General features: G+C 59.4%; 11 protein-coding genes and 3 pseudogenes. 5 read left to right on the top strand and 9 right to left on the bottom strand.

Translation table 11 applies throughout. The features are described 5' to 3' along the window. The 9 genes and pseudogenes from X771_RS1000000168385 to X771_RS137940 form a co-directional block, all read right to left on the bottom strand. Positions 1-149: pseudogene (locus tag X771_RS1000000168385) on the bottom strand (IS256 family transposase); the annotation flags it as partial. A 461-nt stretch (positions 150-610) separates the two neighbouring features. Then, positions 611-1,474, bottom strand: coding sequence for an alpha/beta hydrolase (locus X771_RS137905; RefSeq protein WP_348524315.1), 864 nt, complete (start codon positions 1,472-1,474; stop codon positions 611-613). 77 nt (positions 1,475-1,551) lie between these two features. After that, positions 1,552-1,725, bottom strand: a pseudogene (locus X771_RS1000000167495) (IS110 family transposase); the annotation flags it as partial. 262 nt (positions 1,726-1,987) lie between these two features. Continuing rightward, positions 1,988-2,233, bottom strand: a complete 246-nt coding sequence (locus X771_RS1000000169500) for a hypothetical protein (protein WP_023804518.1) — start codon at positions 2,231-2,233, stop codon at positions 1,988-1,990. 275 nt (positions 2,234-2,508) lie between these two features. Next, entirely contained in the window at positions 2,509-2,781 is a 273-nt protein-coding gene (locus X771_RS137915) for a helix-turn-helix domain-containing protein (RefSeq protein ID WP_348524314.1), read from the bottom strand. A gap of 586 nt (positions 2,782-3,367) precedes the next feature. After that, positions 3,368-4,621, bottom strand: coding sequence for a CapA family protein (locus tag X771_RS137925; RefSeq protein ID WP_023690244.1), 1,254 nt, complete (start codon positions 4,619-4,621; stop codon positions 3,368-3,370). Positions 4,622-4,694: 73 nt separating this feature from the next. Next, positions 4,695-5,543, bottom strand: a complete 849-nt coding sequence (locus X771_RS137930) for a transporter substrate-binding domain-containing protein (RefSeq protein ID WP_023690243.1) — start codon at positions 5,541-5,543, stop codon at positions 4,695-4,697. A 50-nt stretch (positions 5,544-5,593) separates the two neighbouring features. Continuing rightward, on the bottom strand, positions 5,594-6,346 hold the full coding sequence (locus X771_RS137935; RefSeq protein WP_023690242.1) for an ABC transporter permease subunit: 753 nt from the start codon (positions 6,344-6,346) through the stop codon (positions 5,594-5,596). A gap of 12 nt (positions 6,347-6,358) precedes the next feature. Beyond that, positions 6,359-7,018, bottom strand: coding sequence for an ABC transporter permease subunit (locus tag X771_RS137940; RefSeq protein ID WP_023683618.1), 660 nt, complete (start codon positions 7,016-7,018; stop codon positions 6,359-6,361). 269 nt (positions 7,019-7,287) lie between these two features. On the opposite strand from X771_RS137940, the gene X771_RS137945 reads away from it, so the two are divergent. The 5 genes and pseudogenes from X771_RS137945 (at position 7,288) to X771_RS01000000165495 (ending at position 11,564) form a co-directional block, all read left to right on the top strand. Beyond that, positions 7,288-8,226 (top strand): LysR family transcriptional regulator, encoded by a 939-nt coding sequence (locus X771_RS137945; protein WP_023690241.1) that lies wholly within the window; start codon positions 7,288-7,290, stop codon positions 8,224-8,226. Positions 8,227-9,199: 973 nt separating this feature from the next. After that, positions 9,200-9,460: a metal-sensing transcriptional repressor gene (locus X771_RS137950; protein ID WP_023684828.1), complete on the top strand. Its 261-nt coding sequence runs from the start codon at positions 9,200-9,202 to the stop codon at positions 9,458-9,460. A 5-nt stretch (positions 9,461-9,465) separates the two neighbouring features. After that, positions 9,466-10,422, top strand: a pseudogene (locus X771_RS137955) (cation diffusion facilitator family transporter); the annotation flags it as partial. 105 nt (positions 10,423-10,527) lie between these two features. Next, the gene (locus X771_RS137960; RefSeq protein WP_023690239.1) at positions 10,528-11,241 is read left to right on the top strand and encodes an ABC transporter permease; all 714 of its coding nucleotides are present in this window, start codon (positions 10,528-10,530) and stop codon (positions 11,239-11,241) included. A gap of 134 nt (positions 11,242-11,375) precedes the next feature. Continuing rightward, on the top strand, positions 11,376-11,564 hold the full coding sequence (locus tag X771_RS01000000165495; protein ID WP_023699951.1) for a hypothetical protein: 189 nt from the start codon (positions 11,376-11,378) through the stop codon (positions 11,562-11,564). Positions 11,565-12,736: the final 1,172 nt, after the last annotated feature.

Here is a 12,736-nt window from a genome sequence, read left to right as displayed (position 1 = left end):
TCGCCCTTCGAAGCACCCAGCGCCTCCTCCATCTCGGCCTCGAGAACCTCCTGCATTACCGCACGGATCACTTCGTGCAGCCCCTCCGGGTTCGAAAGCAGAATGTCTTTGACGGCAGCGCTGGTCGATTTACCTTCTGTCTTGGTCATGGTGGCGTTCCTTCCAGGGAATCGGTGACGTTGAACATCACCAGCCTGCCATGACCGCCCTCTCTCAGCGAATTTGCAGAACTCTCAGCACACTACCGAGTCTTGTCCGGGTTCATGACGAATGCCTCGCACATTTCAGTTGCGGGCGATCGGCGCTTCGGCGCGCCGGTCACCAGCTATTGCACCAGGTATCGGTCATACTTTTGGATTGGTTCGACGCCTGATTGCGAAACGCAATGTGCGGGTGTCGGCGCTGGAGCCGGGCCACACCCCGCGCGCAGATGTCTGGCCTTTAGAATTCGGTTTCGCGACGTGACGTCAGCGCAGCGGGTGTCGAGGCGCCCGCTGCGCTTTCAGTTCTGCAATGCCAGGTCGCGCTATGATCGCGACGATCTGCCTGACGCCTCGGCAGGTTCCTGTTGGCCGGGAGGAAGCGCCCTACCTGCCCCCGCTGCCAGATGTCATTTGGCGGCTTCGACCGCTTCCAGAATGACCGCGGCTACTTCTTTTGGGTGCGACAGCATCGGGACATGGCTGGACGCAATGGTTTTGACATGGGCGTTCATGGTCTTCGCGCTGTCTGCAAGCAGCTTGGGATCGATCATCTGGTCATTCTTGGTGACCACTGCCCAGCTCGGTTTCGACTTCCAAGCCGCCGTCGTCACCTTCTCGTCGAAGTTCCCACCGCGCACTGGGCCTTGTGTGACCGCGATCAGATTGGACTCCGCCTTCGGAACATCCGGAGCGAAGTATTTGGCGATATCGTCGTGCGACAGCGTCAGAAAGCCCCCGGCATCAACCTGCGGGTGCGCCAATCCGGGCGGGGTCGGGTAATTTTTGTTGAGATCGGACGTCGACTGCCCATCGCCAGGAGAGAAAGCGGCGACATAGACCAACGCCTTGACGTGGTCGTCATTGCCGGCCTGGGTAATAACGGTCCCTGCCCAGGAATGGCCGACCAGAATGACAGGGCCTTTTTGCTGCGCGATGGCGCGCTGCGTGGCGGCCACGTCGTCGGCAAGCGAGGTCAGCGGATTTTGAACCGCGACAACGTTCAGGCCCTTTGCCTGAAGCAGTGGAATGACTTTGTCCCAAGACGAGCCGTCGGCGAATGCGCCATGGACAAGAACGACTGTTGTCGGGGCAGTCTGCGCCAGCCCCGGTGTCGAACCGCCGGCGGCAGCCAGGAGCGTGGCTGCTGCAAACATCCCGATGCCTGCTCGCCGAATGCCAAGCTTTGAGATGGCAATCCTTATCATGACCTCTCTCCTTTTCATTTGCTTATGATGCCCAGACAGATGCCCGTTCAAAGAACGAAGTGCCATTGCACGTTGGTATAGCCTATACTTTTGGATTGGGCCTGACAGGCGCGCCTTGGACGTGCCAATGAGGATTGCCCCATCAGCGGCCCCGTCTCGAACACGATCCGCCGGGCATACGGTGCGCGCTTGCGGATCACCGCCGCGAGCAGTTGCGGGTCGGACGCGCACTTGCCCCGCCAAATCCTCTTGCCGCCCTGCCGGATCGATATTGCCGTCTCTTTCATGGATACGTCGAGACCGATATACTGTTCCATGGCTGTCCTCCGTTCGATGCCTGGGCCCGGTGTCGATCGTGAGCCCGTTCTTCATCCTATCGGGGGACAGCCAGCCGGCTAGAGGTTCGAACATCGCCGCCACATCGAAGGTGGCCACCGCTCCCGCGATTACGTCATGTTCGTTCTCCGGCCCCTTTTCAGTCGTTCAATGTCACCTGTGCGGATGGCCGCACCTAGTGCAAAAAGCAAGCGGACGTCGGCGATGAGATTTAGACGATCGCTCGAAGCTGCGCCTTGTTCGCTATTGCCGTTTCGCCAAGCGCACGCCAGCGCCACCGCCGTTTTCCGAAATGAACTCGATGCCCGCCCTTTCCAGGGCACCACGGATCGCATTCCGATTTGCTATTGTGATTGGAGGGACGCCATCCGCAGCTTCTGCGCGCCTAACTGTGGCTACTCCCACGCTCGCCGCATCGGCCAAATCTTCGGCACTCCAACGTATTAATCCTCGCGCTCCTCTGATCTGGGCGCCCATAATTTCTTTCATATCATCTAATTTCAAGTTGATCACTTATGGCTCATGTGATATGAAATCGCTCACATAGTTTTTCTGCTTCCAAAGTTTCATAGGAGCAGGGGCTCACATTTGGACTCGGCTGAGGGACGTGCGTCGGGGGGCATCCCAGCCTGACCACAACCAAGCTTCAGGAAACTCGGATCATGGCTGATTCCGACAATATCACGACTTTGCCTCTCGTCACCCGCCGGGGGGTAGTTGTGGCGGTTGCAGCTACGAGACCTGTCCTTCCGCCAACGGGACATTCAAACCTGAGGATCTAAGAGCCGAACACCTTCACCCTTTTGACCAGCGGACAAGAATTCGACACCTGCTTTTATCAGAGCCGCCTCAATGGCCTGCAAAGTGCTGATCCGGGAATCTACCGTGCCGTTTTCCAACCGGACCAACGCATTCAAAGACACAATTGACTTGTCGGCAAGCTCCTGCTGCGACCAACCAAGCAAAGCCCGTGCGGCTCGAATCTGTCGTGGACTGACCATAAGTCCACAATCGGCAGGCAGATTTTTCTTTGCCACCAATAGGGTAATTTTGAACCCTATAAGGTATTTTTAGTGGCGATTCGACCTGCAGATCACATCGGTGCGAAGAGCCCGGCGCGTAGCGACAGACTCTCTGTTCGGCTGACTAGTGGAGGATCGAAAGGCCTTGTTGAAACAGCAACGCTCCGTCCTCCTTCGGACGGGGCCGAAGCCAAATATCGACAGAGACCCTCATCTCGCCGATCAGCATGTCGGCAGGCAGATTGCGACCGTTCGCGTCCAGTCTGACGTATCGCAAGCCCAGCTTGCCCGATCCATAGGCGTNCAGCTCGCTCGGCGTTCCTGTCAGCCGCTTCTTCGAAGGCCTGCCGGGAAACGATGAGACCCGCGTCGAGGCGCGGCCCCTCCCGGTCGATGAGCGCCTGGATTTCATTGCCAGCGCGGAGGGCCGGCGCCTGATCGAGGGGCTTGTCAAACTTCCGCCGCGTGTGCGCGGTCGCGTCTCGTCCCTAATCACAGCGTTAGGAGAAGAACTGGCCGTGATGGACACAAAGGCGGATAGCGAGACAGCCGGCGAATCCGCGCCGGCTGAATTAAAGACGCCCTGAGGGCAGGCGGCTTGTCAGCCGAATTTTCGTGCAGCGGGCACGGCGATGCGGCCGCAAGCCGAGGACACTTCGATTTCGACCCCGAACGCCCGCGAGCGGGTCGCGAATCCCTCGAGGACCTCTCTCGCCGCGCTTCCCGTCACGGCGACGGGCACCAGTCTGCCTGTTGCCGATCCGAGAGACTGAGGGTCCGAACCGATCGCGACGGGCAAGAGATCTATGCCTGCGAGGTTTCCGCCCGCATCATAGCGGCACGCGGCGACGATGCTTTGCCAGACTTCCGGTGGGTTCCATTCGGTTTCGTCGGGGTGGACGTGGAATAGGAAGTTTCCGAGGCCGTAAAAGATCGGGGAGCCATTGTAGATTTCCACGGCCTGCAGCACCGGAGCGCCGTGGCTGACGAGCAGGTTCGCGCCGGCGTCGATGCACATCCGCGCAAAGGTCTGCACCCAGCGGGGCACGTCCTGCCAACCTGGTTCCCAATGATGGTGGTGCAGATAGGCAATGACGAAATAGCCTTGTGCCGCCGCGTGCCGGATGGCGGACAAATGGACACTCGCGCTCCACTGATCGACTTCGATCAGCCGGCCGAAATCGGCGGCTTGCGTGAACACGGTGCCGTAGAAATTGATCTCCTTGCCGGCCGCCACCTCCATCGGGTCCTCCGGTTGCGCATAGTTGGCCAATTCAAACGGGGAGCTTTGCAAATGAGCGCCCAGCCTTGCCAGTCGCCGGAAATGTCCGTCAGGCACCCCTATCTTGCGAACGGTGTTCAGGCGATTGACGCCGGGCCGAGCCGGCCGGAAGGCCGTTCGGTCTTCGGCATACATGTTGGTCGGGCCGGGGCCTGCATCCATCGCAAGAAGCGCGACCTCGCGCGCGCCCAGCCGGCGGCGACCCGGTTTCCTGGCGTCAGTCTCGTCGGCTCCGATGCCGGCATGCAGGAAACCGCGTGCTTCCACTTCCTCCAGGGTCGAGAGGATACCGCCGGCGCCGAGATCGAAGGCGTGGTTGTTTGCCAGAGCAAGCGCGTTGAAACCGATGGCCTGCAATGCGTCGAGCACTTCAGCCCTGGAATATCCGAAGTATTTGCCCTTGGTCGGCCACCCGCCGTGCTTGCCCAGGATCGTCGACTCGAAGTTGGTAAAGACGACGTCGCCTTGGCGCAGGAAATCCGTAACCGCGATGAAGCGTTCGTCTTTGAGGTCACGGATGTCGTGCTTGATCAGGGATTGGCCGGTAACGACCGCGCAGAACTGGTCTTTCATGGAGCTCGCCTTGAAGGAGGGGAGGGCGCTGGCGTTCCGGCCGGCACCTCGTCAATGTCGAAGTCGGTTGCCTCTATTGCGAGATGGCTGGCGAGATATCGCTTTTGAACCATTTCAGGCTCAGCGCCTTGATCGTTCCATCCTTCGTGGCCGCGTCGATGGCGGCGTTGAACTTGGCGAGCAACTCCGTATCGTCCTTGCGCAAGCCGGCGCCGACGCCCGGCCCCCAGAGCCCGCCATTAAGTTCAGGGCCGAAAAACACCACATCCGAACCGGAAGGCGTCTCCAGAAAATCGCGCCAGGTGAAATAGTCGGCGAGGCCGCCGTCGATGCGACCCGCGGCAAGATCGAGCTTCATGTTGTCCTGGCTGTCATAACTTCGAATGGTCACGACATCGCCCAGCATTTCCTTCACGACTGCTTCCGAATTCGACGAGCGCAGGGCCCCGATCGCCCTGCCGGCGAGTGTCGATCTGAGGCGTTCGATGGTCGCCTTTTCCTTGTCGCCGATGGTCGAAAGGTTGACCTTTTCCTTGGTGTCGCCGGCGACGAGACCCAGGTCCTTGCGCACCACGAACTGGTTGAAGCCGGTGGCGTAGGGGATCGAGAACGCGATCGACTGCTTGCGTTTTTCCGTGATCGCCATGCCAGACATGATCACGTCGAACTTGCCGACAAGCAGTGCCGGGATGATCCCGTCCCAATCCTGCGGGACAAAGGTACATTTGATCTCGATGCGACGACACAGCTCCTGTCCAACATCGATATCGTAACCGTAAAGTTGACCGTTCGCGTCGGTGCCGTCCCAGGGCGGCGAGGCGCCTTCAGCGGCAATCGATATGACGCGCTCGCTTTGCGCGCTCGCCGGGACTGCCGACATCAGGGATACGATAGAAACAGCAATAGCCAGGGGTATGCGCATGATGCACCTCTTCGTTGGTTGGATGGAAAGGGGAGCCCAGAACCTGGGCGTCAGGGCAGGGGGGGCGTCGTGATCTCTGGGTCAGGTAGGGCGGGGCGCAATCGCGCCTTTCGTCGGCGAACCGGATGGCCGTCGGTCGACAGCCATCGCTCCAGCAACTGGATCGCTTTCACCGCGATCGAGGTGAGCGATAGGTAGATCGCTCCGGCGACGATGAAGATTTCGTACGGCGCGAACGTGGTCGACACCATCTGTCTCGCCATGCCGGTGATCTCAAGCAGCGTCACGGTGCTCGCGAGCGACGAGCCCTTGATCATCCCGACGATCTCGTTGCCGTAGGCCGGGAGCGATATCCTGAAAGCGATCGGGAAGGTGACCAGGCGAGCGATCTGGAAGCGTTTCAAGCCGAGAGAAGTGGCCGCCTCGGTGACACCCTTAGGCACGGACTGGAGACCACGGCACAGGATCTCGGTGGTGTGTGCCGCGCTGTTCAGCGAAAATGTCAGAAGGGCACACCAGAAGGGGTCGCGCAGGATCACCCAGAAGATGCTTGTTCGCACCGCCTCGATCTGAGCGAGGCCGTAGTAGAGCAGAAAGAGCTGAACCAGCATCGGCGTTCCGCGGATCACATAGGTGTATGCGAGCACCGCGAGCGAGAAGCCGGGACGTCCGAACGCGCGGATGAAGGCCAGCGGCACGGAAAGAAGAAATCCGGCCGTCAGCGACAAGACCGTCAGGGTCAAAGTGAGACCAACGCCCGAAGGCAAGACAACCACTGCGTCAAATATCAAGCCGAGGTTCATGGGCCTTCCCTCCTACCGGCCGAGAGCCGGATAGCGCCGCTCAGTCAGCCGGATCGACAGCAACGTGACGGTGGTCAGCGAGAGATAGAGAGCGGAGGCCGCAAGGTAGAAAGTCAATGGTGCGCGCAAGGATCCGGCCCCCACATACGCAACGCGCATGATGTCGGTCAGGCCGACGATCGAGACCAGTGCGGTATCCTTGAAGAGCGAAATCCAGAGATTGCCATAGGCAGGCAGCGCCAGCCGCAGCATCTGCGGACCGATGACGAACATCCAGCGCTGCCAGGCGTTCAGCCCAAGCGACTTTGCCGCTTCGGTTTGGCCCGCTGGCACTGCCGCAATCGCGCCGCGAAACACTTCGGTCGCATAACCGCTGAAAATGACCGAGAGCGCGATAACCCCTGCGGTGAATGCGTTCACCTCGACATACCGGCCGGCGATCTTGCTGGCGAGCGTGGTTCCGCCGAAGTAGATGAGCAGGATAACGAGAAGTTCTGGTACACCACGGACGACTGTGGTGTAGGCGGCCACGACCGCGTTGAGGCGCGGCTTTGCCGTGCCCTTCGAAATCGCCAAAAACAGCCCGAATGCCGTACCCAGGCAGCCGCTGACAAGAGCCAGGCTTATGGTCACGGTAAGTGCGACAACAAACTGAGTAGTAAAACCACCCATGGGGCGCTTTCCTCGGCCCGCAATTGCCGCAGGATACGCCGGTCTTTATTGCCGAGACCAAGCCATATAACCCAAGGTTGCGAGTTGTTATATTTCTAATGTGCAGTTAATTTGAGATACTGGCCAATTCTAACGCTTGAAATTACACACTCAATCTATAACTTTTATTATTTTATCTATAACGCGTCGTTATATACTGAGGCAGTTCGTTGCTCCCCAGGTTGGCGTTGTCTGCCGCCGGGTGGTTATCAGGGAAAGGCGCGCAGGGAATGGAGTTGTTGCAGAGCGACCTCAAGCTCCGTCAGCTGAAGGTCTTCCGGGAAGTGTTGCGGGCCGGTTCGACTAGGCGGGCGGCGGTTGCGCTCGGGATAAGCCAGCCGGCCGTCAGTCAACATGTGAAGCAGCTTGAGACCACGCTCGGCATCACACTCTTCAAGAGATCAGCCAACCGCATCGTCCCCTTGCAGGAAGCCTGGGAACTCCTGCGAAACGTAGAACTGGCCCTGACGTCGCTGGATCGCCTGGACGCGTCGATCTTCGCTATGAAGAACGAGGAAAAGCAGCGGATTGCGATTGCCGCGCCCTCTGTTTTCGGTTTCGTGACCTTGCCCAAGGTCGTGGCGATTATCCGCTCACAGACCGCTTCGAATGTCCGGTCGATTTCTGGAAGCTACGAGCAGATCGGCGAACACATCCTGGCCGGCCGCGCCGATCTTGGAATTTCGAGACTGCCTCTGGATCCAGGCTTGTTTGAATGGGCGCCGCTTGGGTCGGCACGAAACGTATGCATTTTTCATCCCGACCACCGCTTTTCAAAACAGACCTGCATCGAGGCGCAAGACCTGGCAGGCGAAACGATCGTCGATATCGATCCCCAGTTTGCCGCCCACCAGATGAACTTCAATGCCTTGCGCTTCGCCGGCGTTGAGCCGGACATACTGGTGGAATTCGATTGCAACGGTCACGAAGCCGGATACGTTTCGGCTGGCCTGGGCATTTCGATCACAAACGAGATCATCGCACGTGAGTACGCGGCGTTTCAGTTGGGAGTAAGGCCAGTGGAACCGTCCGCGCTCTATCACTACGTGGCGATTTGGCAGAGGGGCAGGACCTTTTCCAACGCCTTGAATGTATCGCTCGAGGCGATAATCACAGCGTTTTCGAAGACGCCGACGAGAGAGCAACAGTTTCTCCAGACGTCGTCCTAGCCGGCCATGGTTTATTTCGGTTGGGACGTGCCGCATAAGGCCCAACCGGGAGGCTTTCTGCGAAGTGGCGCGAATGGCTAGCCTGAACGGCCAAACTGATAGCGAGCGCTCCGCGAACGGCTGGATCGACGGCCCCTATCCGGCGCAGATGGTGCCGTTGGCCGTTCCCGAAGCGGTGCAGGAATTGGTGGCTTCCAGTCTAGAAGTCCAGTCTCGCCCAATGGGCGGCCCTACGCCGCCTTAAGCGCAGGCAATTGCGGGATTACTCTCACCAGGCAGGGTGCTCGTCTGGACTGGCACTGGCAATCCGAAAAGCGGACAGACCTCCCAGAGCGCCGGCAGCTTGTTGCAGAGCTTGCGCGCTCCACGCCGTCCTTTCATGGCGCGGCGAAGTTTCTGTGTCGCGCTCGCTGGGCAACAACTCGCCGCTCCCTGGATCCTTGGGGAGCGACGAGCGCGGGTTGCTACCGAACCTTCCGCCGTCGTTGAACTATGCTGGATGAGTCCAGCTACTCCAGATCGATTGCCCGCCGGCTCATGCTGGCGGGCTTTTTGCGTCAGCCGGGAACATTCCCGCTCCAAGGCAGTTCGGTCACACCCGGCTCGTTCTTCAGCGGTCCGGCCGGTGACCAAGATGCGTCCCTCACTCGTCATGGTCGGCCCGCGCAGCCTCGGAAGCAGGCGCGGGCCATCCATCACAAAGCCCGCTGATCCGACCGACGGGCTTCTTCAGTTTCACCACGCAAAGAAAGGCCCGGTCGTGAACTGACCCCATAAAGTTGGACGGTTCATTGAGTTGGTAGGTTTAATGGCTGGTTCCTGTATTGCACAGGGGCCAGCCCTTTCAAGCCTAGATTCCAATTTCCGGAACCATTCAGCGCCATGGATACACGCTCTGCGGGGTGGCTGATCAAGAGCCGATCTGCGCTCACATCATACTTGACGCATCCTCCCCGGGGGGATACCGGTGGGCATGTCCGAAGGCATCCATAGTTCTCATCCGGCTATCGTGAAGCGCTTAAAGCGCGCACAGGGGCATCTTGCATCCGTGCTTGGCATGTTCGAGGCGCAGCGATCCTGCCTGGACCTGGCGCAGCAACTCCATGCAGTGGAGAGCGCCATCAGCAGCGCAAAGCGAGAACTGATCCACGATCATATCGAACATTGTCTGATCGACACGGAAGCGGGAGGCAACTCGCTGGCAGAGCTCAAGCAACTGGCGAAATACCTATGACCAGTATCGGCGCACGCGTCTTGGATTGGTTCGGCTTCGGGTCACATGATCATGACGCGCATGCTCATGACGATGGCTCGCACGGCCATACGCACGGGGTCATCGACGCAACGATTGCAACCACTGACCGCGGCATCTGGGCCATCAAATGGTCGTTCGTCATCTTGGCCATGACGGCGGCATTGCAGATGGCCGTGGTGTTGGTGTCACGCAGCGTGGCGCTGTTGGCCGATACGATCCACAACATAGGCGACGCCACAACCGCCATTCCGCTCTGGATCGCATTCATGCTGGCACGACGCAAGCCGTCACGGACCTTCAGCTACGGCCTTGGCAGGGTAGAGGATCTGGCCGGTATCATTATCGTGCTGATCATTCTGTTCAGCGCCATCGTCGCCGGGTACCAGGCTATCGAGCGCCTGGTCAGTCCGCAGGCAGTGACTCATCTCGGTTGGCTGACCGCGGCGGGCATTGTCGGCTTCCTCGGGAATGAGGCCGTCGCGGTGTTTCGCATCCGTATCGGCAGGGAAATCAACAGTGCGGCGCTCGTCGCCGACGGCTACCATGCCCGCACCGACGGGCTTACCAGCCTTGCAGTGGTCATCGGCGCCATGGGCGTCTGGCTCGGATTTCCACTGGCCGATCCGATCATCGGGCTTCTCATCACGGTCGCTATATTCGGTATCGTCTGGCAATCGGCGCGCTCAGTGCTCACCCGCATGCTCGACGGCGTCGAGCCGGGCGTGATGGCCGAAATTCAGCATGCCGCTGCGCATGTGCAGGGTGCTCGCGTTGTCGACGCCAAGGCCCGCTGGATTGGCCACAAGTTGCATGCCGACATCGCTATTGCAGCCGACGGAACCTTGCCTCTCTCAGAGGCAAACAAGATCACGGCGGCGCTGGAGAACGAACTGTTCGAACACATGCCGGCGCTCGCAGCTGCCAACATCCGGTTTTCGACCGACCAAGGTGAGCACGAGCATCCGCACTCTCATGATCAGGGCGAACATCACGGCCACCAGCACTGACAACTGCCGGAAACCACTCGCTTTTGCCGGTCTCGGCTGATGTTCCAGGCGCTTGTCGAATTTCAGCGCTCCATATACCTGGCGCTCGCAGATCAGATAAAGCTGCTGTCAGTTGGCGGTGATTGGCTTGCGTTCCTTGCCTTTCTGCCGATGGGCCTCCTGTTCGGTGCGGCACATGCTCTGACGCCCGGCCACAGTAAGGCTGTCTTGGCGACTTACCTTGCAGGTTCGGATGCGAAGGTTTCGCGCGGCCTCCTGGTGTCGATTACGCTGTCCTTCACTCACGTGGCGACAGCGGTGCTGATCGCCGTATTCTCCCTGCCGCTCGTCTCGATTGCATTGGGCAGCGTTGGACGCGCACCACTGCTTGAGGGTGTGAGTCGCGGTCTGCTCGGGCTGATCGGCGTCTGGATGCTTTGGCGTTCGGTGAGCCACGGCCACCATCACAAGCATGAGGGCGAGGCCGTTGGAGTCATGGCCGGTTTGATTCCGTGCCCGCTGACCCTTTTTGTCATGACCTTCGCGATTTCCAGAGGGGTGCCGGGAGCTGGAATTCTGTTCGCAATCACCATGATGGTGGGCGTGGCCCTAACGCTGTCCAGCGTGGCGGTACTGTCGATCTTGTTTCGGGAGCACCTGGTGCATTTTTTCGACAGCAGGCCACGGCTGTTCGATACCATATCGCGAGCAATCGAAGGCGCAGCGGGCCTTGCCCTCGCCAGCGTAGCGGTCTGGCAACTTACAGCCGGATAGAGCCACAGCTGTCCACAGACCCTCTCCTTTCTTAGGAAAAGGCGATGAGAAGCTGCGGCACGCAAGGCTGCTGGAATTCTGGGAGGATGATGGAAATGGCCGTGCCTAAGAAATAGCGCGCCACCTACGCCTGGATGTACGGCGCCCAAGCGCGCAAGGATGGCAAGGAGCGTGAGGCGCCAGCTTACTGGCAGGAACATGCCGATGCGTGGCTGCAGGGCTTTGACGGTGTGGCGATGGCTGGTTTTGGTAAGACCAAGACCGTCAAAGACGAGATGGAAGCCGAGGTCGACGAAGCCGCCGTCGAGCGGCCCGCCGAATAGCCATTTTGCCGTATGCTGTATGGTCGTTTTTGATTGAAGAAAGGGCTTCGTTGGGCCTATAGAGATTGCGTTTACCATTGCCTTTTTGGGAGGATGCGATGGTTGCAACGCCCATAGAAATCGCTCAAGCCGCTACTGCGACTACGGCCACCTTGCTGAAGTGGCAGAAGTCCATGGAGGAACGCGCCACGTTTCGCCAGAACATGGATCAATCGCGCAGGGCGATNATCTGCTGAAGCGCCTTCGCCAACGTCATCGCGACGACATGGCGGAAAGTTCGGAAAATGCCAACCCGTCTACTGCGCCGATATCGCAACGCGCCGGCAGCTAGCGGGAGGCGACCAGAGCCGATGTGATGGGTAAAGTTTCACTGGCCGTTCCTTGGGTGGGCAGGCAAGTTAAACTTTGTCAACGAGCGGCCTTTTTCGCGCTCGCGGAAGCGCCACGTGGCTTTCGACCAGGCGCACGTGCTCGGCGTCGACAGTCACCAATGGCCGGAGGCTGACGGTTACCTTGTCCCCGTCGATGCGTGTGACAGGGCCGATCAATNGTCGACAGTCACCAATGGCCGGAGGCTGACGGTTACCTTGTCCCCGTCGATGCGTGTGACAGGGCCGATCAATTCCATATGCTGGCCAATTACAGCCTTCGAAGTCGAATCGACAACAGAATGCGGGAAGTCGTAGGAGGGGATCGTCACGCTTATGCGATCGGGCGTCACGCGGCCGCGCACAATCGCCGTGACTGCGACCTCGTTGCCAACTTTGATAGTTCCCCGAGCCATGCCCAAGACTTTGGAGCAGCCGGCGCCAGCGTCAAGATGAGGGGGAGCTAATAAAACCCCTCCGCGCCGCGATGCAACATCCAGCGCTAATGCGGATTCCACCTTGAAAGATCGATTCCCCAGGTCTTATAATCCGTAATTAGCCTGTTGGAGGTGGAGGGAACTGCGATGGGCGGCACAGTTCAGAACACAAACTCAGACAGTGTGGAGTGGCCGAAGCCTGCTGAGAACGGCTGGTCCGCGTTATAGAGAAGGGCAAGGAAGACAGCTGATCGAGCTCGAATCTTATGCCATGGCCTCTGCGGAAGGCCAACGGATCCGTCTAATCTCGAGAAGTTCGGTCGCGAGGCTTTGCCGGTCCTGTCCCATTCCACTGGATGAACTGCGC

The organism is Mesorhizobium sp. LSJC269B00 (genome assembly GCF_000502815.1).
Lineage (GTDB): Bacteria > Pseudomonadota > Alphaproteobacteria > Rhizobiales > Rhizobiaceae > Mesorhizobium.
Note: the sequence above shows the minus strand (reverse complement) of the source record. Positions and strands in the feature narration are given on the sequence as shown.